This window comes from Shimia sp. R9_3 (assembly GCF_017743755.1).
Classification (GTDB): Bacteria; Pseudomonadota; Alphaproteobacteria; order Rhodobacterales; family Rhodobacteraceae; genus Shimia.
Map to the genome: position 1 here is coordinate 103,435 of NZ_JAGHRP010000009.1, position 22,433 is coordinate 125,867.

Sequence of the window (22,433 nt, forward strand, 5' to 3'; positions counted from 1 at the left end):
ATGCCTGATACGCAAACGATACCCGGCGCACTAGATGCGCCGGTTGTCTCGCTCGACTCGGCGGATATGTCCTTTGGCCCTGTTCATGCCTTGCGCCAAGCCACGATGACCGTGGCAGCCGGGGAATGTGTTGGTCTGGTGGGGCACAATGGCGCGGGTAAGTCGACCTTGGCTAATGTGATCAACGGACGGCTTTCGCCGACAGGTGGAGCTGTGACGCATCGCTATGCAAATATCGCGATGACAAACAGTGAGAACGCGCGAAACGCTGGAATTCGTAGCGTGTTTCAAGAGCTATCCCTTTGTCCAAATCTTACCGTTCTGGAAAACCTGCGGATCCCGTACCGGAACATGTCGCGTAGAAATTGGCGGCGCACTGCGCAGCAAAAAGTTACTGATGCGCTGGATTTGGTTTTTCCCGGGCATGACATCCGCCCACATGCCACAGTGGGTGCTTTGACCATTGCGCAACGGCAGATGGTTGAGATCGCCATTGCGTTTGCCGATCGGGATAGCGAACCCAGCCTTGTTATTCTGGATGAGCCAACATCGTCGCTCGACGCTACGATTGCTCAGCAATTGCTGGCTCACATCAACCGGTTTTGTGCTGCAGGCGGGGCTGTTCTGTTTATCTCTCACATGATGGGAGAGATTTTTGAGGTCGCGACCCGGATCATCATCATGAAAAACGGCCAAATTGTTGCCGATCAACCTGCCCGAGCGTTTACACGTAGCAGTATCGTGGATGCGATGGGCCATGTTGCACCAGATCATGATGAGGCGGTGGTCGATCGTGCTAGCCGCCCGCTCGGAGATGAAGTGATCCGCGCCGAAAACGGCTTGAGCGCTCGTAAAGGCGAAATTGTAGGTCTTGCCGGTCTAGCCGGGCATGGGCAGGCCGAAGCGCTGGCGCAAATTTACTTTGATCATTCTCCCTTGTGGAAAACGGCAAAGACGCCGGAAGTCGTATTTGTCGCCGGCGACCGTTCCCGTGATGGGGTGATGCCGCTTTGGTCGATCCTACGCAACCTTTCACTGACCACCCTGAACGAGTTCAGCCGTAGGGCCATGGTGGATCATGGCGCAGAGGTTGGATTGGTGCAGAGCTGGAAAGAGCGGATCGGTATTCGCACCGATAATTTACGCAATCCGATCCTGTCGTTGTCAGGCGGCAATCAGCAAAAGGTGCTGTTTGCCCGCGCGCTTGCCTCTGCTGCACCGATCGTACTGATGGACGATCCAATGCGCGGTGTAGATGTGGGCACTAAGAAAGAAGTTTATCAGATGCTTCAAGATGAAGCTGCCAGGGGGCGTAGCTTTCTTTGGTATTCAACGGAAACGGACGAAATTTTGGAGTGCGACCGGGTGTTTGTGTTCCGGACCGGTAGAGTTGCAGCAGAGTTGATTGGCGAAGAAATAACCGAAGAGAATATCCTGCGTGCTTCCTTCGAAATGCAGGAGGCCGCCAAATGACTGCTGAGCGGATGCGATTACTGCTGCCTGTTCTGTCTCTGGCGGTGCTTTTGGGCGCCGTCTTCTACTTACAACCCCGCGCCATGAGCTATTTCGGGCTAAATCTGCTGTTCAATCTGGCGATCCCTGTTGCCTTGGCGACGATTGCCCAGATGATGATTATCATGGTCAATGATATTGACCTCTCCATCGGTGCCTTTGTCAGTTTTTGTGCCTGTGTGACAGCGACATTTGTGCATGACACGCCACTAATCGGCTACTCTATCCTGTTGCTTGCCATTCTGGGATACGCCGCGCTGGGAGCTTTGATACAGTTGCGCGGGCTGCCAGCCATCGTGGTGACACTGGGTATGTCTTTCGTTTGGGGCGGACTGGCTGTGTTGATCTTGCCTTCCCCCGGTGGCGCTTCCCCTGAGTGGCTGAAGGCTTTGATGGTTTTCAAAACACCTCTGGTTCCGATTGCGGTGATAGTACCTCTGATCATTGCTTTTGTGGTGCATGTGCTGATCAAACGTTCCTGGGTCGGCGTGGTCTTGCAGGGGCTCGGAGGAAATGAACGCGCAATGGAGCGGGCGGGCTGGTCTGTCGTCCAGTTGCGCGCGGGGGCGTATGGTTTGGCGGGGCTGTTCGGGGTGCTGGCGGGCATGTGTCTGGTTGGGCTCACGACAGCCGCCGATGCCAATATCGCGCTGCGCTATACGCTCTTGTCGATAGCTGGGGTGATCTTGGGTGGTGGCGAGTTTGTCGGCGGGCGCATTTCGCCGTTTGGGGCTGTGATTGGTGCGCTGACACTGACATTGGCGGCCAGTTTTCTGTCTTTTCTACGCCTGTCACCGGATTGGCAAATTGGTGCGCAGGGCGCGATCTTGATACTGGTTCTGGCGGTCCGGCTGCTGTTTGTACGCAACGGGGTTACCGCATGACTGACAAGATGTTGTCTTTAGAACCAAGCGCCAATCGGCTTTCTGACCTGATCCGCAAACCTTGGCTTTGGGCTTATATTGCGGCGGCGCTGACATTTGCTGCGACCAGCTTGGTTGCAGGGTCCGCAGCTGGATCGCTTCTCTATGCGGCACTAACCTTTGCGTCTTTTTCGGCCATTGTCGGTATCGGGCAGATGCTTGTTATCACCATGGGCCCGGGCAATGTTGATTTGTCGATCCCCGCCTCTATGACGCTGGCGGCGACCTTGGCACTGAAATTCATGGACACGCAAGCCGAGCTGATCCTGCCCGGGCTCTTAATTGCGATCGGTGTGGGCATGGGCTGCGGAATTCTGAATTTCGCCCTGATCCTGCTGTTGCGCATCCCACCGATCATTGCCACGCTGGCGGCATCGTTTCTCTATCAATCTCTGGCGATTTGGTCGAACCGCGGCTTGCGGATCAAACCGCCCGAACCTTTGTCGGAGTTCGCAACGGGGGGCACACTGGGTGTGCCCAATGTAGCATTGGTCGGGATCGCACTGGCAGTTTTCGCATATGTATTGTTGGAGAGGGCCATTGCGGGGCGTTGGATCTCTGCCATCGGGCAAAATCTGCGCGCAACACGGTTGAGCGGAGTGCCAGTAAACATCGTACGCTTTGCCGTCTATGTGAACTCTGCTGTCTGCGCCGCGCTTGCCGGATTTCTTCTGGCCAGTTTTTCCGGCGGGGCCAACCTGAACATGGGAACCGAATACATGCTGATGTCGATTGCCGTCGTCGTCATCGGTGGGTCTTCGATCGGCGGAGGTAATTCGAACGTCCCCGGTATCTGGGGAGCAGCGCTTTTCATGTTCCTGATCGTTTCGATGCTGAATTCATATGGTCTGGGGGCCGGGATACGACTCATCCTCACGGGGCTTGTGATTGTGTGCGTCGTCACGCTTGCCAGTCGGAAAGGATACAATGCATGACCCGTGCACAGCTCTATGACATCGTTAAGCCCGAGTTCCGTGATTTGATTCACGAAAATCTGAGCCTGACACGGATTTCTAGCGGACATGTCTGGACGGAAGGTCCCGTCTGGTTTCCTGCGCATAAACAGCTTTTGTTTTCAGATATTCCGAACCAGCGTCTCTGCCGTTGGACACCGGATGGCGGGACCAGCGTATTCCGCACGCCCTCGAATTTTGCCAACGGCAACACACGCGATCTGCAGGGGCGTTTGGTGACATGTCAGCACGGAACGCGTTCGGTGGTCCGCACAGAACATGATGGAAGCCAAAAAGTCATTGCAGATTCCCATGACGGGAAGCGGCTAAATTCCCCCAATGATGTGATTGTTCATTCCGATGGCTCGATCTGGTTTTCTGACCCCACTTACGGAATCCTTTCGGATCTTGAGGGCAGCCGTGCTGATCCTGAGCAAGAGGGTAATTTCGTCTACCGCGTGGCCCCTGACGGACAGGGGATCAGACCGGTTGCAACAGATTTTGTTCAGCCCAATGGGTTGGCTTTTTCTAGGGATGAAAGTCGGCTTTATGTGGCGGAGTCTGGCAGTAGCCATGATGCGTCAGTACCGTCAATTCTAAAAGTCTATGATGTTATGTCAGACGGAGCGTTGGCAAATGTGTGCGACTTTTCGGAAATCGACAACGGTTTACCAGATGGGTTACGTGTCGATCAGCATGACAACCTCTGGTGCTCCGCTAATGATGGCGTGCACATCTTTGCGCCAACTGGGGATCTGATTGGCAAGGTTTTGGTCCCTGAACGGGTCGCCAACCTCACCTTTGGTGGCGAGCGCGGGAATGTCCTCTTCATCACCGCTACAACCTCAGTCTATTCCGTTTTCGTGAATACCGGAGCGAGCTAAGCGTTCTCGTGTCGCCAGTCAGATGGCGCTTTGGGCTGCGGGTGACCGATGTCACCAAGACTGCGTGATCAAGCGGCGATCTATATGGCTGGCCACTTAACCTTTTTCAGCGCCCGATAGTGTTCCCGCACGCACGTATTTTTGGGAAGCAAGAAACAGCAACAGCACCGGGGCAATGACCAAAATAGCCGCAACAATTGCTTCCGGTTTGTTGATTGGAATATCGCTGGCAACGTCATTCCCCAATGCGCCGGAACTGCTGACCAAGACCGCAAGTCCAATGGGCAGGCTATAGAGTTCATCTTTGGTGAGCAGCACGAAAGCCAAAAAATAGTTGCTCCAATTGGCGAGAAAACTGAAGAAGGCGACCAGTGCGATCAACGGTTTGGACAGAGGTAAAGCGACCTTACTAAAGACTTCAAACCTGCTGGCACCATCAATGCGTGCGGCATCTATGAGCCCGTTGGGCAGTGATGTGGCGTAGTAGATATAGGCGAGATAGACACCAAATGGAAAAAATGCGGTGGCGATGATCATGCCCAGGTAGCTGTTGTTCAATCCGAAGGCCTGCATCTGAAGGAAGATCGGCAGCGCAACCACAGTGTTGGGCGTAATCATGGCCACCAGCGTCAGCACCAGAATGGTCTTGCGCAAGGCGAATTCACAAGTTGCCAGTATGAACCCTGCGGGGAGCACCGCGACCAGTGACAGGCCGACGCCGCCGATGGTGTAGATTGCAGAGTTCAGGGCCCATCGGCCAATCTGAAAGTCATTGTAGGTTGTCAGATTGTCCCATGTCTGGGCCAACATCTCAAAGCGACCCAAAGAAAATGGCCCCGATGAAAACAGCGTGGGTTCATCCCGAAAGGCGGCGAGTAGAAGCCACAAAATTGGTGTGGCGTAAAAGACAAAGGCGAGCCCGAGGCAGAACCAAACGATGATCCATCCCAGCCGGGCATTCAAAGGGGGTGTTTTCTGAGCAGCGGCCATGGGTCAATCCATTTTGTAAAACCGCGTGCCAAAGACAACGCAGAGAGAGATGAAGATCGCGACTCCGAGGAGCATGGTGCTCATCGCGGCGGACGCGCCAAAATCACCCAAGTTAAACGCATATTGGAACGCCAACTGGTTTACTGACCAGTCGGGGCGTGAATAGGTCGAACCTGCCAGTGACATGAGCTGGGGTTCCACAAACATCTGGATACCGTTTGCAAAGGACAGGATGGCCATCAGGGCAAGGGAACGCCAGACCATCGGCAATTTGACCCGCGTTGCAATCTGGAACTGATTGGCGCCATCCACATGGGCGGCCTCAACCACTTCTTTTGAAATGCCTTTAAGCGCGCCGCCAATCACCACGATCCAGCCGCCGGAATAGGCGAGATAGGCCATCAATGCAAAGACGACAGGGTAGCCGAAATGTGACACGACCTGACGGCGATTCTCCCATCCAAGCGCTTCAAACAAAGCGCCATAGGGGCTCACGGCGGGGTCCAGAAGAAAGAGCCAGAGGATCACGATAGCGGATGATGTTATCGCGCCAGGTAAAAAGAACGAGGTTCGCAGCACAGACGCCGCGCGATCCGGCAGGGCGTCCAGCATCAACGACAGACCCGCTATGCCGACAACCATCATGGTTAGCCAGATAGCGACATAGGTGAACACGTTCTGAATGGCTTCAATCAGGCGGAAGTCATTGAGAACAAATTCGTAATTTGTGAAGCCCCAGAACACCCAGTCGATTGTGTCCATAAAGCTGAGACCGATCGCATAGACAACCGGCGCAATCCCGAAGAAGCCAAGCAATGCCAGATAGGGTGCCATCATCGCGATGATGAACCAGCGATCCTGCCGGCGGCGTTTTTTAGGGTCTGAATTGGACGCTGAGATTTGTGTCATGGATGCCTGTGAGCGAGCAAGGGGAGGCGGCGTGTGCCGCCTCCGAACAGGGTTAGTTTGCGATCTTATACCCGGCAACTTTGGCGGAGTTTTCTATTTCAGCTGCATAATCTGCCAGCTTGTCCACGATGCTGTCGTCAGACGCTCCGTCGATCTTGGCAAAGGCTGCCATGATATCAAAGCGGTATCCAGCATAGGAAGGATGTCCGTAAGGTGCTGAAGCTTCCATTTTGTCGTAGACATCTGCTGCGGCATACCAAGGGTCGCTGGCGACGCGATCTTTCCAAACCGCGGAACTGTCCGCATGGGCAGGCATGGTGGTTGCTTTGCCCTGCAAACCGGTGTCCGTGGTCATCCACTCAATGAGTTGCACTACCTCATCGGGGTGCTCGGATTTGTGGTAACCGCCAAAAACACCGCCGCCCCAGCTCCAAGCGACAGGTTGTTCCTGATCCTGAAACTTCAGAGATTCAGAGGCTGCAACGATGCCGCCATCCAGCTCATAGAGAGGTCGCATTACGTGTTCACCAAACCATGTCGGGCCGTTAAACATCAATAGCTTGCCGTCTTTGACGTCGGTCACAAAGGACGGCTCAAACGGGCCGTGAGGACTCAGGGCGCCATTTGCGCGCATCCGATCCACCATACCTGCGGCTGCAACGCAACCGTCATTCGCCATATCGATATTGATCGTATCGGTGGATCCTTCCACCAGGAACCCAGGCTCACAACCGCCCGCAATCAACATATTCACCACCGGTGTCGGTTGCGTACCTGTACCGACGATCATCCCGTTTTGTGCAGCCACCTCCCCAATTTTTTCAAACTCTTCCCAAGTTGCCGGGACCGCCAGTCCCAGTTCATCAAACTTCGGTTTGTTGTACCAAGTGATGAAATGGGCCAGATCGTTGCGCAAGCACAGGAGGCGTCCATCTCCGGTTTCGCACGGCGAGAGTGAGCTTGGCAGGAAGCTGTTAACGACGGTGGCGTCTACCTTGTCGCTGAGATCCATCAGATAGTTTGAACGGCGGGTGGACAATTGCGCAATCTGCTGTAGCTCTGCCATGAAGATCACATCGGGCACATCGTCCCCTGAGCGCATCGCAAGTTGCAGTTTTGCAGTCTGGTCCGGCGGGGCGACCGTAACAATATCGAGCTCTATGTTGTCATGGGCGGCTTCAAACGCTTTGAAAGGCTCTATGCGCGCTGTGTCTGACCATACAGTCAACTTCACCGGATCTGCCGTTGCACTGCCCGCTGCAAGCGCTGCGGCGACGGTTGTCAGAAGTATCCGTTTCTTCATCTTGGGTCTCCTCCCTTAGTGACCGGATTATCGGATGGATTGGCCTGTGCCATCAAAGACGTGGAAGTCGTCAGGGGCGATTGAAACGAGTACGATATCGCCCCGTTTTTCGCTGGCTGAGGCTGGTAATTGCACGACCAGAGGTGTTTCGCTGCCATAGTCGATATGGGCGTAACTTACGTGGCCGAGCTGTTCTAGCGAGACGATTTCCCCTCTGAAATTCAAAGCGTCAGTTTGCTCGGTTCCGATCTGCACGGCTTCGGGGCGAATGCCGAGCGTCAGATCCGACTGTCCCGTCAGGTCACACTGGTTCAGAGCAACGGATTTTTGCTCTGCCAGTTCAATCTGAGCCAAGTTCGAGCCAGCCGCAGTCGCCGCGATGAAATTCATTTTGGGCGAGCCTATAAATCCTGCGACGAAGAGATTGTTTGGGTGATTGTAGAGCTCCAAAGGGGTGCCAATTTGCTGAATTCTGCCACCGTCAAATGCGACGATGCGGTCAGCCAGTGTCATGGCTTCGACCTGATCATGGGTCACGTAGACCATTGTAGCGCCGACATTGCGGTGCAGTTTTTCGATCTCAAATCGCATTTCAACACGCAGCGCAGCATCCAGATTTGACAATGGTTCATCAAACAGAAACACCTCGGGATTGCGCACAATCGCGCGGCCGATTGCAACGCGTTGGCGCTGACCTCCCGACAGTTGGCTGGGTTTGCGCTCCAGCAGTTCGGTAAGGCGCAGAATACGCGCTGCTTCGTGGACACGACTGTTCACCTCCGCTTTTGACACCTTATTCAGGCGCAGATTGAAGGCGATGTTCTCAAAGACGGATTTGTGCGGGTATAGCGCGTAGGACTGAAACACCATGGCGATGCCGCGCTCAGAGGGTGAAGCGTAGGTTACGTCATGATCGCCAATTTGGATCTGGCCCGCGGTGGCATCTTCAAGCCCGGCAAGAATGCGCAACATCGTCGATTTACCAGAGCCTGATGGCCCGACAAAGACCACAAACTCCCCCGGCTCAATGTCAAGATCAACACCAGTAATGACCTCAAGTGCGCCGAAAGACTTGCGAATATTGCGAAGCAGAACCTTGGACATGGATTAGTCCCGCCGCTGATCTACGACAGTTTTGGACAAAGCGGTCGCATCCAATTTTTCCCGATCAAAGTGATGCCCAATACCCGGCTCCTGAGAGATATCTAATTGACCATCAATGATGGAGATCGCCCCCATGTCGTTGAGGGTGTGAATGTGGTCTTCGTCGAAGATGATCTGTTCGTAAAAATCATTGTTTTCAATGGCTCCGCACAGCTGCGCGTTTTCCAGCCCCATGCCATGTACCTGTGCGCGCATACCGAAGCTATCGGACAGTTGCGCGATCTTCATCGAGCCTGTGAAGCCACCTTTGAAGTGGAAGCTGACACGGGTCATATCGAGCGCCCCGGCCTCAATCCAACTTGCCGCGTTCCAGTGTACGCCGTCAGATGTTTCTGCTGCCAGAATGGGTATATCAAGCTTGTCCGCGAGCTTGGCGTAGGACCCGAGGTGGAATTCACGCATCGGCTCTTCGTACCATATGTACCCTTCGTCCTGCAGGGCCTTGCCGACGGTCAGCGCATCGGCGTAGTCCCAGCCTGCTGATCCATCAAACATAAGCGGAGCGTCAGGCCCAACCCATTTGCGCAGGGCGCGGATCAATTCGATGTCTTCTTTCACCAGCCCCCAAGCATGCAGTTTGTATGCCCCAAAGCCGACATCTCGGCAGGTTTTGATGTTGCGCTCATAGGTAGCCAGATCTTTCCAGGTCGCAGTGGAGGCATAGGCCGGGATCGACGTTCTGGAGCCCCCTAGCATCACATGAAGGGGCATCTCAGCCACTTTGGATTTGAGATCCCAGCACAGCATATCGAGGATGCCAAGTTGGCGCTGGTGGAACTCTTCCATGCGGTCGACTTCCCAAACGCGGGTCCACATGCGCTCGGTCATCAGAGGGTTATCACCAATGAAATGCGCGAAACGGCGCCTGACGACGTCGAATACCGCGTCCCCCATTTCAACAGTGACAAAACCGGATCGACCGCACTCTGTCTCCATGAGGATAGACGCCAGTCGTGGACCTTCGCCGTCAGGTAAGCCGCCGTGCGACGTTGGCAAACCAAAACGCCAGATGATTTGTGGCGCACGTGGTGCCTCATGAACCCAACATGTGAATTTGGCTATCTTCATTTTAATCCTCTTTTTTGCCACCTTAAAAATATTTTAATGCCTGTAAAGAATATTTTTTGGTTCAAAAAATCTCCTTGGGGTTTTCAGGAGCCTGGTGTCAGTGCTAAAAGAAGCAAAAAAATTGATCGGAAAAGCAGCGCATGACGGAGATGGTTTTGGATCAGGTTTACATCCCTGAAACGCTCGAAGAACTGCCAAAGCATTGGAATGCGGGATTTGAAAAGTTCATTCAGGCCGTCGGGACGGGCCAATTGCCACCGGGCACGACATTAACTCAGGCACAGCTATGTGATTTACTTGATTTGTCGCTGACACCATTGCGAGAGACATTGGTTTTGCTGGAGGAATACGGCCTGATCGAAGTGAAGCAGCGCGCAGGTGTGACCATTCTGAACCCCGAATTGTCATTTGTTCGCGAAAACTATCAGTTCCGGATCCTCATTGAAGAGGAAGCACTTCGATCTTTTGCTGCAAGCGTGAATGACGACTGGCTGAAAGCTGTACGGGATCGCCATTTGATGTTAATCGATCGCTTGGAGCGGGAACCGGACAACATGAAAAACGTCGCTGCTTTTGTGGCTCTGGATCAATTTGTTCATTCAAGTTTTGTCGAGGCACTTAACAACAAGTCCATGCTGGCGACCCACAATCGGCTGCAACAGAACATTCGCATGGTGCGCTCTATGCAGAAAAATGCCGCCTACGTACGCAATTTGCTGAGTGCTGCGAATGAACATCTGGCGATCTTCGAACAGATTGAAAAGAAAGACCACGAAGGGGCAGCACAAAGTCTGCGCAGGCACTTTGAAGCGTCTATCTACCGAGCAGTGGTGTCTTACTAGCCTAGGCAATTTTGCGGATGCAAGAGGTCAGCATATGCTGCGAATGGGGATGGTGATTGGCATCAAGCCGGAGAAAATCTCGACCTATAGGGGCCTACATGCACAGGCTTGGCCTCAAGTGCTGGCCAAAATGACTGAAGGCAATATCCGTAACTTTTCGATCTTCTTGCACGAGGCTGAATGTCTTTTGTCCGGGTATTGGGAATATCATGGAGGTGACCTGGAAAAAGACATGGCTCTTGTTGCTGCCGATCTGAAAACGCAAGAGTGGTGGGCGCTGACCGATGAATGCCAAAGACCTCTTCCTGGTCGGGCGAAAAGTGAGCACTGGGCGATGATGAAAGAGGTCTTTTATCACGCGTAAGAGACTTGAATGCTTAGCACCGTACGAGATGGTCGTTCCTCATCTCTCACGGCTGAAACAGAGTGGGGCATTTTGGAAGTCTGGGCCAAGCGCAATTACTCCATAGAAACCCACAAAACCTGAGCATCTTCATCGCTGGTCGAAACGCACCCATGACCCATCGCGCTGTCGTAGTAGATGGAGTCGCCGGCCTTCATCGCCAAGGGGCGATAATGCTCTGACAGAAACGTAAGCTCGCCGCTGATGACATACATGAATTCCTCACCGGAGTGACGGATCCAGGTTTCAAACTCAGACACATCGCGCGCTTTGATCGTCGCAATGTATGGCAGCATCCGTTTGCTGGAGAGTTCGGTGCAGAGAAGCTCATGGGAATAAGTAGAGGTTTCCCGCCGTTCGCCCTGACCGGATGGGGTAAAGTCGCGGCGACCTGAAATCCCTGTCTGCCCGGACTGCACAAACAGTTGCGGCGGGTTCATGTCCAGTGCCTGTGTCAGCCGCCGAACGATGTCAAAACTCGGGCGTGTTTGGTTGTTTTCGATCTTTGAAAGCGTCGAACGACCGATCCCCGCCGCACGGCAAGTTTCCTCTAAGGTCCATCCTTTTGCCCGTCGTGCCTCACGAATCGAGCGTCCAAGAGCAGCAACATCCTCTGCATCTTCGATGCCCGAGGCGTCGTGACGAAATTCGTCGTCCATAAAATATCCTCGTTTTTCTGAACGTTACCACTTCCCTAGGGTGCCAGCAATGAATCTAAAAAGGAAAAAGATTGCAATAAGAGACCTAATTCCCCTATGGGAAATTTAATTCCCTATCGTGGGTGGAACTGTTGGAGGAAATCATGTTCAAAACTTCGCTGAGTGACGCTGACCCGTTTATTGCTGCTTCGATTGCGCGGGAGGCAGACCGCCAAGCTGGACAGATTGAGCTGATTGCCTCGGAGAACATTGTCTCCAAAGCGGTGATCGACGCGCAGGGCTCGCTGCTGACCAATAAATATGCCGAAGGCTATCCCGGTCGCCGCTACTATGGCGGTTGTGAATATGTCGATGAGGTCGAAGCCGAAGCCATCGCGCGTCTGAAGCAATTGTTTGGCTGTGGTTTCGCAAATGTTCAGCCGCATTCCGGGGCACAGGCCAACGGCGCAGTCAAACTCGCTCTGCTCAAACCCGGCGACACGATTCTTGGCATGTCATTGGATGCAGGTGGCCATCTGACCCATGGTGCGCGTCCGGCAATGTCCGGTAAGTGGTTCAATGCTGTTGCTTATGGTCTGAATGATCAGGGCACCATCGATATGGATCAGGTTGCTGCACTGGCGCGAGAGCATAAGCCGCAGATGATCATTGCCGGCGCATCCGCATTCTCCCAGATCATCGACTTTGCCGCCTTCCGCAAAATCGCCGATGAAGTTGGTGCTTACTTGCTGGTCGATATGGCGCATATCGCCGGGTTGGTGGCAACGGGTCTGCATCCGTCACCAATCGAACACGCCCATGTTGTCACTTCCACCACGCACAAAACGCTGCGCGGACCACGTGGCGGAATCATTCTGACCAACGACGAAGCCATCGCCAAGAAAATCAACTCTGCGGTTTTCCCGGGTCTGCAAGGTGGCCCGCTGATGCATGTGATTGCTGCCAAAGCCGTCGCATTTGGCGAAGCACTCAAGCCGGAGTTCAAAGACTACATGCAGCGTGTCGTCGACAGCGCCGATGCGCTGGCAAAAGTTATGATTGAACGTGGCTGCGATATCGTCTCCGGCGGCACCCAGAACCATCTGATGCTTGTCGATCTCCGGCCCATAGGGGTGAAGGGCAACTCGGCAGAGGTCGCGCTGGAACGCGCGGGTTTCACCTGCAACAAAAACGGCGTCCCGGGGGATCCTGAAAAACCAACCGTGACCAGCGGCATTCGCCTCGGCACGGCGGCAGGTTGTTCACGCGGGTTTGGTCCGGAAGAATTTGTAACCATTGGCAACTTGATCAGCGATGTGCTGGACGCTCTGGCGAAAAACCCAGAGGCCGATGCAGAGGTTGAAGCCGCAACGCGCGCCAAAGTCTCTGAGCTTTGCGCAGCCTTCCCAATTTACTGAGGGCGGCGTGATGTCTGACTTCGATCTTGTCGTCATAGGCGGCGGCCCGGGGGGCTATGTTGCCGCGATCCGAGCGGCGCAGCTGGGGATGCGCGTCGCCTGTGTGGAGGGACGCGGCACGCTTGGCGGCACGTGCCTGAATGTGGGATGCATTCCGTCAAAGGCGTTGCTGACTTCTTCAGGTAAATATGCCGAGCTCTCGCATCTCTCCACACATGGGGTGTCTGTCGGGGAGGCCACACTTGATCTGGGTGCCATGATGGCGCGCAAGGACAAGATCGTCGGAGATCTGACCAAAGGGATTGGCTTCCTGTTCAAAAAGAACGGGGTCGAGCTGGTCGAGGGATGGGCCTCCATTCCTGCGGCGGGTCAGGTCAGTGTGTCGTCAGACGAAGGCACGCAAACCCTCTCTGCCAAGAACATATTGATTGCAACCGGTTCAGAGCCAACCTCCCTCCCAGGCGTCGAGATTGATGAGGAGCATACCCTCAGCTCGACAGGTGCTCTCTCCCTGGGATCTGTGCCTGAACATCTGGTTGTGATTGGCGCAGGCGTGATTGGACTTGAGCTTGGCCAAGTCTGGTCGCGTCTGGGCTCCAAGGTGACCGTGGTTGAATATCTGGATCGTATTCTTCCCGGCATTGATGGTGAGATCGCCAAACTGGCGCAGCGCGCCTTGTCCAAGCGTGGGATCAAGTTCCAGTTGGGACGCAAGTTGACGGGCATCGAGAAAACCGATGCAGGGCTTGCGCTGACGCTAGACCGTGTCGGCAAAGACAAACGGGAAGCTTTGGAAGCGGACAAAGTTCTGGTTGCGATTGGTCGCCGGCCGGTGACACGCGGTCTTGGGCTGGAAGCCTTGGGTATCACTCAAGACAGCCGTGGCTTCATCGAAGTTGGGGCGGATTTCCAAACTTCGGTTCCGGGCATCTATGCAATCGGCGACTGTGTACCTGGTCCTATGCTGGCGCATAAAGCCGAAGAAGATGGTGTGGCATGTGTTGAGACATTGGCCGGCCTGTCAGGGCACGTCGATTACGGGAAAGTCCCCGGTGTGGTATACACGGATCCGGAAGTTGCCTCGGTGGGAGCCACTGAAGAGGCCCTCAAAGACGCCGGAAGGGACTACATCAGCGGAAAATTTGCCTTCATGGCGAACAGCCGTGCACGCTCCAGCGGAGAGACAGACGGCGCCGTAAAGGTCTTGGCTGCACCGAATGGCACGCTTTTGGGTGCGCATATCTGTGGGGCACATGGTGGCGACCTGATTGCCGAGCTGGTGCTGGCGATGACCAAAGGCGCGACCATCACAGAGATCGCGCAAACCTGTCACGCACACCCCGCCATGGCCGAAGCCGTCAAAGAAGCCTGTCTTGATGCGCTGGGTCGCGCCATTCACGCCTAAGGGAAGATGCCATGAACGTTCCACGTCTACGCCATCCTGAAAAAGCCAAGAAAGTGGACAGCGCGATCCCGCGCAAGCCCAAGTGGATCCGCAAGAAAAAGGTCGAGTCGGAGGAGTATTACGAAACCCGCCGTCTCATGCGCGATCATGCGCTGACCACTGTTTGCGAGGAAGCGGCTTGCCCAAACATCGGCGAGTGCTGGTCCAAGCGTCACGCCACGATGATGATCATGGGCGAGATCTGCACACGGGGTTGTTCCTTCTGCAACGTGGCCACGGGCCGCCCGGATGCTCTGGACGTTTTTGAGCCAGGCCGTGTTGCAGCCGCTGTCAAAAAGCTGGATTTGCGCCATGTTGTGATAACCAGTGTGGACCGTGATGATCTGGCCGATGGAGGGGCAGAGCACATCGCACAGACCGTGCGGGCGGTGCGTCATCAGAACCCGAACACAACGGTCGAAGTTCTGACCCCTGACTTCTTGGGCAAAGGCGCTGCGGCGGATGTGGTGTTTGGCGCGGGGCTTGATGTGTTCAACCACAATCTGGAAACCGTCCCTCGGCTCTATCCAACCGTGCGCCCCGGTGCGCGCTACTATCAGTCACTGCGACTGTTGGATGACGCCAAGCGCGCGGACCCACAGGTTTTTACCAAATCCGGCCTCATGGTGGGATTGGGCGAAACCATGCAGGAAGTGCGACAGGTCATGGATGATCTCCGCGCAGCCCAAGTGGATTTCCTGACGGTCGGCCAATACCTCCAGCCAACCGCCAAACATCACCCAATTGACCGTTTCTGGACACCAGAAGAGTTCGAGCAGCTGGAAACCATCGCTCGGGCCAAAGGATTTTTGCACGTATCGGCGACGCCCCTGACACGGTCGTCATTTCACGCTGATGCGGACTTCAAGACACTGCAGGACGCGCGCAGGGAGCGGCTCGCGCAACGCAGTTAACACCAACGCTAAAGGGAGGAAACCATGGAAGCGTTACAATCACTCGTGGGGACAATCAACGGATGGGCTTGGGGGCCTCCGATGCTTGTCATCATTTTGGGCGTCGGCCTATTCTTGCAAATTGGCCTGAAATTCATGCCAATTCGCAATTTGGGTCGCGGGTTCAAACTCATGATCCAAGGCCGCGAAAGCGTCGGCGAAGGACAGATTTCACCTTTCAACGCCCTCATGACAGCCCTGTCTGCCACCATCGGGACCGGGAACATCGCTGGCGTGGCCACTGCGGTTTTCCTCGGTGGACCAGGCGCACTTTTCTGGATGTGGATGACCGCCCTTGTGGGTATGGCCACCAAATACTCCGAAGCGGTTTGTGCCGTTAAGTTTCGCGAAAAAGACGACCAAGGCAACTATGTCGGCGGCCCGATGTATTACATCAAAAACGGTCTTGGTGCGAAGTGGGCGTGGCTCGGCGTAGTATTTGCCATCTTCGGCGCGATCGCTGCCTTCGGCATCGGCAACGGTGTTCAGGCAAACGGCGTGGCACAAGTTCTGGAAACCAATTTCGGTCTGAACACGTCGCTGACTGGTATTGTTCTGATGGGCCTGACCGGCGCCGTGATCCTCGGCGGTATCACCCGCATTGGTGCAGTTGCTGGTAAGCTGGTGCCTTTCATGGCCGTTAGCTACATCTTCTTCGGTCTGATCGTCCTGCTGATCAACATCGGTGAAATCGGCAACGCCCTGTCGCTCGTCTTCACCCATGCATTCACCCCATCCGCTGCAGAAGGCGGTTTTGCAGGGGCGGCAGTTTGGGCTGCTATCCGTTTCGGTGTGGCACGTGGTGTCTTCTCCAACGAAGCAGGTCTGGGTTCTGCGCCAATTGCACACGCAGCAGCCAACACCAAAGGTCCGGTCAACCAGGGTCTGATCGCGATGCTGGGCACGTTCATCGACACCATCATCGTGTGCTCGATCACCGGTCTGGCGATCATCGCGTCTGGTGCATGGACATCCGGTGAATCCGGCGCTGCGCTGACATCTTTGGCGTTTGAGACCTCCTTGCCGGGCTTTGGCGGCTATCTGATCGCTGTGTCCCTGTCGATCTTCGCATTCACAACCATTCTGGGCTGGTCCTACTATGGTGAGAAATGTGTGGGCTTCCTTGCAGGCACAAAAGCGCTGTTGCCATACCGCCTGCTGTGGATCGCAGCGATCTACTTCGGTGCGACTGCGGACCTCGGCTTCATCTGGCTGCTTGCGGATACGCTGAACGCGCTGATGGCCCTGCCAAACCTCATCGCGCTGGCCCTGCTGAGCCCGGTTGTCTTCAAAGTGACCAAAGAGTTCTTTGTCTCAAACGGTCAGACCGAAGAGCCCGGTGGCAACCCAGCTGAGTAACCAAAAACGTCCCGGGGCTGGGCGCACTCAGCCCCGGGGCACCAATATCCAAAGTTTATCCAGGAGAGTTTCAATGTCAGAGGCACCGAAACGCACACCGCTCTACGATCTGCATGTTGAACTGGGCGGCAAAATGGTCGACTTCGCTGGTTGGGAAATGCCAGTCAACTATCCCCTGGGCATCATGGGAGAGCACAATCAGTGCCGCGAAAAGGCCGCGCTGTTTGACGTTAGCCACATGGGGCAGGTGATCCTGCGTGGCGAAAAAGTCGGCGAAAAGCTGGAGGCGCTCTGCCCGCAGGCTTACGCTACGCTGAAAGAAGGCAAGGCACGCTACGGTTTCTTCACGAACGAAGACGGCGGCATCATGGATGACCTGATCGTTGCTAATGCAGGTGACCACTTCTTTGTCGTGGTCAACGCCGCGCTGCGCCATCAGGACATCCCACACATGGAAGCCAACCTCGAAGGCGTCGAGGTAACAGAGATTTTTGATCGTGCACTTGTCGCGGTCCAGGGCCCAAAGGCCGAAGATGTTGTCGGCGCGCTTTGCCCGACGGCACGTGAACTGAAGTTCATGGAAACCACCTTGGCCGAAATCAATGGCGTCGAGTGCCGAATTTCCCGTCTGGGTTACACAGGCGAAGACGGCTACGAGATTTCCATTCCCGAAGGCGACGCTATTGATGTGTGCCGTGCACTTCTGGCACACGAAGATCTTGAACCCGCAGGTTTGGGCGCACGTGACAGCCTGCGTTTGGAAGCGGGTCTCTGCCTCTATGGCAATGACATTGATCAGAGCACGTCGCCGATTGAAGCGAGCCTCGGCTGGGCCATTCAGAAACGCCGCAAAGAAGAGGGCGGCTTCCCGGGCGCTGCACGCGTGCAGAAAGAACTCGCCGAAGGTGCCGCGCGTACGCTTGTTGGTATCAAACCGACCGGCCGCGCACCTGCGCGTCAGGGCGTTGAGGTGCAATGCACCGAGGGTAATACAATTGGCCAGATCACCTCTGGGAGCTTCGGCCCCACCGTAGGTGGCCCGGTTGCTATGGGATACGTGTCCAAAGGGCACGGAACGCCAGGTGAGAAAGTGAACCTCATCATCCGTGGAAAGGCACAGCCTGCAGAGATTGTTGCGCTGCCTTTCGTACAGCAAAACTACAAACGCTAATTTGGGAGAGCCATGATATGACCACTTATTATTCTGAAGATCACGAGTGGATCACCGTTGACGGTGACGTTGCGACCATCGGTATCACTGCACACGCGGCTGAACAGCTGGGTGAGATTGTCTTCGTTGAACAGCGTGAGACAGGCGAAGAATTCGAAAAAGGCGACGAAATCGGTGTGATCGAATCCGTGAAAGCCGCTTCTGAAATCTATGCACCGATCGACTGCGAAGTCACCGAAGTGAACGGCACACTCGAAGAAAACCCAGGCGCGCTGAACGAAAGCCCGGAAGGTGATGCCTGGATCTACAAGGTTAAGGTCTCTGACGCGGCACAGCTCAAAGACCTGATGGATCTTGACGCCTACAAAGCTCTGATCGGCTGAGGAGACCGAAATGGCATTTGAACTGACAAAGTACGACCCATATGACTTTGCCAACCGGCGTCATATCGGTCCTTCGCCGTCAGAAATCGAAGAGATGCTCAAAACCGTCGGTTTTGACTCTCTTGATGATCTGATCGACGCAACCGTGCCCCCTGCCATCCGGCAGAAAGAGCCTCTCGATTGGGGCCAGCCCGGCATGTCCGAGCGGGACGCGCTGTTCCACATGCGTCAGGTTGCGGATAAGAACAAGGTTCTGACCTCCCTTATCGGTCAGGGTTACTACGGCACCACCACGCCTGCGCCGATCCTGCGCAACATTCTGGAAAACCCTGCCTGGTACACGGCTTACACGCCTTACCAGCCTGAGATTTCTCAGGGACGCCTCGAAGCGCTGCTGAACTTCCAGACCATGGTCAGCGACATGACCGGTCTCGAAGTGGCCAACGCTTCTTTGCTTGATGAAGCAACCGCGGCGGCGGAAGCTATGGCGATGGCCCACCGTGGTGCGCGTTCCAAGTCCAACAAAGCGGCCTTCTTTGTCGATCAACACTGCCACCCGCAGACAATCGCCGTAATCAAGACCCGCGCGGTACCGCTCGGCATTGATGTACAGGTTGGCGATGTGGACAGCCTTGATGCGGGCGCGGTCTTTGGCGCGATCTTCCAGTATCCCGGGAGCAACGGTCACGTGCGCGATTTCACCGATCAGATCGCGGCCCTGCACGAGCACAAAGGCGTGGCGGTCGTGGCGGCAGATATTCTGTCTCTGGCCCTGCTGAAATCACCGGGTGAAATGGGGGCGGACATCGCGATTGGTTCCACCCAGCGCTTTGGTGTGCCGATGGGCTACGGCGGACCACACGCTGCCTACATGGCCACCACCGACAAGCTGAAGCGTTCCATGCCGGGCCGCATCATCGGTGTGTCCATCGACGCACGCGGCAACAAGGCTTACCGCCTTGCGCTCCAGACCCGTGAACAGCACATCCGTCGCGAAAAGGCGAACTCCAACGTCTGTACCGCACAGGCACTGCTCGCGGTGATCGCCTCCATGTATGCGGTCTATCACGGCCCCGAAGGCATCAAAGCCATTGCGCAGTCGGTTCACCGCAAAACCTCTCGCATGGCGACGGGCCTCGAAGAGGCAGGTTTCAAGGTGGAGCCAGAGGTCTTCTTTGACACCATCACCGTCGAAGTGGGTCACCTGCAGAAAACCGTCATGGACGCGGCTGTGCAGCGTGGCATCAACCTACGCAAGGTCGGCGAAACCAAAGTTGGCATCTCGCTTGACGAACAGACACGCCCGGAAACCATCGAGGCGGTTTGGGGTGCTTTCGGCATTGATCGCAAAGATGACAGCAACAATGTTGAGTATCGTCTGCCTGACTACGCGCTGCGCGAGACTGAGTATCTGGCTCACCCGATCTTCCACCAGAACCGTGCAGAGGCGGAAATGACCCGCTACATGCGCCGCCTGGCGGACCGCGATCTGGCGCTCGACCGCGCGATGATCCCGCTCGGCTCCTGTACGATGAAGCTCAACGCAACCATCGAGATGATCCCGGTGACCTGGCCGGAATTTGGTAACCTGCACCCCTTCGTTCCCGAAGATCAGGCGCAGGGCTATCTCGAAATGATCGACGATCTGAATGACAAGCTCTGCCAGATCACCGGTTATGACGCGATTTCGCAGCAGCCAAACTCAGGTGCACAGGGGGAATACGCAGGTCTTTTAACCATTCGTAACTACCACATCTCCCGTGGTGAAGGTCACCGCAATGTCTGCCTGATCCCAACTTCTGCGCATGGCACCAACCCGGCGTCCGCTCAGATGGTGGGCTGGAAAGTGGTTCCCATCAAAGCGGATGAGAACGGCAACATCGACGTGGCGGACTTCCGTGAGAAGGCTGAGAAACACTCTGACAATCTCGCAGGCTGTATGATCACCTACCCATCCACCCACGGTGTGTTTGAAACCACTGTGCAGGAGGTCTGCCAGATCACCCATGATCACGGCGGTCAGGTCTACATCGACGGCGCCAACATGAACGCGATGGTGGGCCTGTCCCGCCCGGGCGACATCGGCGGCGACGTGAGCCACCTCAACCTGCACAAGACCTTCTGCATTCCGCATGGCGGTGGCGGCCCCGGCATGGGCCCGATCGGTGTCAAAGCCCATCTCGAAGAGCACCTTCCAGGCCACCCGGAGTACGGGTCGGCACTTGGTCCGGTCTCAGCAGCGCCATTTGGCTCCCCGTCTATCCTGCCGGTCAGCTGGGCCTATATCCTGTTGATGGGTGGCGAAGGTCTGACACAGGCGACCAAAATCGCGATCTTGAGCGCGAACTACATCGCCGCCCGTCTGAAAGACGCCTATCCAATCCTCTACACCTCCGAAACCGGTCGTGTGGCGCATGAGTGCATCCTGGACACCCGTCCTCTCAACGATGAAGCGCATGTGACCGTAGATGATGTGGCCAAGCGTCTGATCGACAGCGGTTTCCACGCCCCAACCATGTCCTGGCCTGTGGCCGGTACGCTGATGGTGGAACCTACGGAATCCGAGCCCAAGGCGGAGATTGATCGCTTCTGTGATGCAATGCTCTCCATCCGGGCAGAGGCGCAGGACATCATCGACGGTAAGATAGATCTCCAAAACAATCCTCTGAAACATGCGCCACATACCGTGCGTGACTTGGTTGGTGAGTGGGATCGACCCTACAGCCGCGATCAGGCCTGTTTCCCTCCGGGCAACCTCGGCGTGGACAAATATTGGCCAGCAGTGAATCGGGTCGACAATGCGTATGGCGACCGCAATCTGGTCTGCAACTGTCCTCCAATGGAAGACTACGCCGAAGCGGCGGAATAAAAATTGCGCTGCGGCTCTCAACGGGGGCCGCAGCCTTCTGGCGCCAGGCGCCGCCACCTTCTCCTCTCAGTATTCTAGCCAGGGATTTGCACGCATGTTCCTCAGCGTCTTTGATATCTTCAAAATCGGGATTGGACCGTCATCCTCCCACACCATGGGGCCGATGACAGCCGCCGTGCATTTTCTGGAACAGCTGTCCTCAGGTGAGGACGGCACATTTGACCCCACATCTGCCGATCACATCAAAGGATCACTGCACGGGTCTCTCGCTTTTACCGGCAAGGGCCACGCCACGGATCGTGCCGTGTTTCTGGGCCTGTTGGGCTTCCGTCCCGACGCAGTTGATGCGGATCTCGCGGAAGCAAAACTGGCAAAGCTCATGCAGGATTATCAACTGGATGTCGCCAATTGCGGCACCCTGCGCTTTGACCCCGTGAACGATCTGGAATTTGACTACGGCCCCGCGCTACCGCTGCACGCCAATGGAATGAAACTCAGTGCCCATGACGCTGACGGCAACACCATCCTGGCAGATACATATTACTCAATCGGTGGCGGCTTCATCTTGACCGAGGCCGAAATGCTCTCGGCCAATGATGCGCCTGATGCCGATCTGCATGAGGAACAGGAAGCGGCGGGATATCCGTATCCCTTTGGCTCTGCCACAGAGATGCTGGCGATGGGGGCAAAATCCGGCAAAACAATCGCGCAAATGAAACGCGCAAACGAAGAAACTGCGATGTCTCCTGAGACATTGCGCAATCAGTTAAACGCTGTCTGGAGCGTCATGGATAGTTGTATCGCCCGTGGCCTCTCTCAGGATGGTATTCTGCCGGGCGGCCTTAATGTGAAACGCCGCGCCCGTGCCATTCATCAACGGCTGACCAACCAAACCGGTTCAAACAGCCAGCAACCGCACAGCATCAATGACTGGCTTTCGGTTTATGCCATGGCGGTCAACGAGGAAAACGCTGCGGGCGGGCAGGTGGTCACCTCCCCAACCAACGGCGCGGCGGGTGTCGTGCCTGCCGTCATTCGCTACTATCGCGATTTTTGCGTCGGCGCGACACGTGAAGGCATTAATGAGTTCCTGCTCACGGCCGCAGCCATTGGCGGCTTGTGAAGTGGTCCCAGAAAACCGGACAGTTGGTTAAGGTGTATCCCGAACCTTTGAGGGGATACGAGAATGGCGAAGCGCCGGAAGTTTACAGACCAGTTTAAGGCCAAGGTCGCGTTGGAAGCGCTGC

Annotated in this window: 20 protein-coding genes; 14 read left to right on the forward strand and 6 right to left on the reverse strand. The window is 55.6% G+C overall.

Translation table 11 applies throughout. The annotated features are described in order from the left end of the window. From J7412_RS19000 to J7412_RS19015, 4 genes are read left to right on the forward strand one after another with little or no spacing between them, the layout of a single operon-like run. Entirely contained in the window at window positions 1–1,473 is a 1,473-nt protein-coding gene (locus tag J7412_RS19000; RefSeq protein ID WP_209080462.1) for a sugar ABC transporter ATP-binding protein, read from the forward strand. Beyond that, a complete protein-coding gene (locus J7412_RS19005) occupies window positions 1,470–2,396 on the forward strand; it encodes an ABC transporter permease (protein ID WP_209080464.1) in 927 nt (308 codons plus the stop codon). The genes J7412_RS19000 and J7412_RS19005 overlap by 4 nt, the downstream gene beginning before the upstream one ends. Continuing rightward, a complete protein-coding gene (locus J7412_RS19010; RefSeq protein WP_247744011.1) occupies window positions 2,393–3,370 on the forward strand; it encodes an ABC transporter permease in 978 nt (325 codons plus the stop codon). Before J7412_RS19005 ends, J7412_RS19010 begins: the two co-directional genes overlap by 4 nt. Then, window positions 3,367–4,272 (forward strand): SMP-30/gluconolactonase/LRE family protein, encoded by a 906-nt coding sequence (locus J7412_RS19015; RefSeq protein WP_209080466.1) that lies wholly within the window; start codon window positions 3,367–3,369, stop codon window positions 4,270–4,272. Before J7412_RS19010 ends, J7412_RS19015 begins: the two co-directional genes overlap by 4 nt. Window positions 4,273–4,368: 96 nt before the next feature. On the opposite strand, the gene J7412_RS19020 is transcribed toward J7412_RS19015, so the two are convergent. From J7412_RS19020 to J7412_RS19040, 5 genes are read right to left on the reverse strand one after another with little or no spacing between them, the layout of a single operon-like run. Further along, the gene (locus J7412_RS19020) at window positions 4,369–5,262 is read right to left on the reverse strand and encodes a carbohydrate ABC transporter permease (RefSeq protein ID WP_209080468.1); all 894 of its coding nucleotides are present in this window, start codon (window positions 5,260–5,262) and stop codon (window positions 4,369–4,371) included. A 3-nt stretch (window positions 5,263–5,265) separates the two neighbouring features. Further along, window positions 5,266–6,171 (reverse strand): sugar ABC transporter permease, encoded by a 906-nt coding sequence (locus J7412_RS19025; RefSeq protein WP_209080471.1) that lies wholly within the window; start codon window positions 6,169–6,171, stop codon window positions 5,266–5,268. 52 nt (window positions 6,172–6,223) lie between these two features. Next, entirely contained in the window at window positions 6,224–7,474 is a 1,251-nt protein-coding gene (locus J7412_RS19030; protein WP_209080478.1) for an extracellular solute-binding protein, read from the reverse strand. A 27-nt stretch (window positions 7,475–7,501) separates the two neighbouring features. Beyond that, window positions 7,502–8,578 (reverse strand): ABC transporter ATP-binding protein, encoded by a 1,077-nt coding sequence (locus J7412_RS19035; protein WP_209080480.1) that lies wholly within the window; start codon window positions 8,576–8,578, stop codon window positions 7,502–7,504. A 3-nt stretch (window positions 8,579–8,581) separates the two neighbouring features. Next, window positions 8,582–9,706 (reverse strand): enolase C-terminal domain-like protein, encoded by a 1,125-nt coding sequence (locus J7412_RS19040; protein ID WP_209080482.1) that lies wholly within the window; start codon window positions 9,704–9,706, stop codon window positions 8,582–8,584. A gap of 140 nt (window positions 9,707–9,846) precedes the next feature. Here J7412_RS19040 and J7412_RS19045 point away from each other — a divergent pair, with 140 nt between their 5' ends. After that, window positions 9,847–10,548, forward strand: coding sequence for a GntR family transcriptional regulator (locus J7412_RS19045; RefSeq protein WP_209080484.1), 702 nt, complete (start codon window positions 9,847–9,849; stop codon window positions 10,546–10,548). Between the two features lie 43 nt (window positions 10,549–10,591). Then, window positions 10,592–10,912: an L-rhamnose mutarotase gene (locus J7412_RS19050; protein ID WP_247744012.1), complete on the forward strand. Its 321-nt coding sequence runs from the start codon at window positions 10,592–10,594 to the stop codon at window positions 10,910–10,912. 95 nt (window positions 10,913–11,007) lie between these two features. On the opposite strand, the gene J7412_RS19055 is transcribed toward J7412_RS19050, so the two are convergent. Beyond that, window positions 11,008–11,610 carry an XRE family transcriptional regulator gene (locus J7412_RS19055; RefSeq protein ID WP_209065735.1) on the reverse strand — a complete coding sequence of 201 codons (603 nt, stop codon included), beginning with the start codon at window positions 11,608–11,610 and terminating at the stop codon, window positions 11,008–11,010. 143 nt (window positions 11,611–11,753) lie between these two features. Here J7412_RS19055 and glyA point away from each other — a divergent pair, with 143 nt between their 5' ends. From glyA to J7412_RS19095, 8 genes are all read left to right on the forward strand, one after another. After that, window positions 11,754–13,007 carry a serine hydroxymethyltransferase gene (gene glyA / locus J7412_RS19060; RefSeq protein WP_209080488.1) on the forward strand — a complete coding sequence of 418 codons (1,254 nt, stop codon included), beginning with the start codon at window positions 11,754–11,756 and terminating at the stop codon, window positions 13,005–13,007. 10 nt (window positions 13,008–13,017) lie between these two features. Continuing rightward, window positions 13,018–14,412, forward strand: a complete 1,395-nt coding sequence (lpdA, locus tag J7412_RS19065) for a dihydrolipoyl dehydrogenase (protein ID WP_209080496.1) — start codon at window positions 13,018–13,020, stop codon at window positions 14,410–14,412. A gap of 11 nt (window positions 14,413–14,423) precedes the next feature. Beyond that, the gene (lipA, locus tag J7412_RS19070) at window positions 14,424–15,365 is read left to right on the forward strand and encodes a lipoyl synthase (RefSeq protein WP_209080498.1); all 942 of its coding nucleotides are present in this window, start codon (window positions 14,424–14,426) and stop codon (window positions 15,363–15,365) included. Between the two features lie 24 nt (window positions 15,366–15,389). Then, a complete protein-coding gene (locus J7412_RS19075; RefSeq protein ID WP_209080500.1) occupies window positions 15,390–16,763 on the forward strand; it encodes a sodium:alanine symporter family protein in 1,374 nt (457 codons plus the stop codon). 73 nt (window positions 16,764–16,836) lie between these two features. After that, window positions 16,837–17,934, forward strand: a complete 1,098-nt coding sequence (gcvT, locus tag J7412_RS19080; protein WP_209080501.1) for a glycine cleavage system aminomethyltransferase GcvT — start codon at window positions 16,837–16,839, stop codon at window positions 17,932–17,934. A gap of 17 nt (window positions 17,935–17,951) precedes the next feature. Next, complete coding sequence (gcvH, locus tag J7412_RS19085) at window positions 17,952–18,317, forward strand: glycine cleavage system protein GcvH (protein ID WP_209080503.1); 366 nt, start codon at window positions 17,952–17,954, stop codon at window positions 18,315–18,317. Between the two features lie 10 nt (window positions 18,318–18,327). Then, the gene (gene gcvP, locus J7412_RS19090) at window positions 18,328–21,186 is read left to right on the forward strand and encodes an aminomethyl-transferring glycine dehydrogenase (protein WP_209080511.1); all 2,859 of its coding nucleotides are present in this window, start codon (window positions 18,328–18,330) and stop codon (window positions 21,184–21,186) included. Window positions 21,187–21,280: 94 nt separating this feature from the next. Continuing rightward, window positions 21,281–22,309 (forward strand): L-serine ammonia-lyase, encoded by a 1,029-nt coding sequence (locus J7412_RS19095; RefSeq protein ID WP_209080513.1) that lies wholly within the window; start codon window positions 21,281–21,283, stop codon window positions 22,307–22,309. Window positions 22,310–22,433 lie beyond the last annotated feature (124 nt).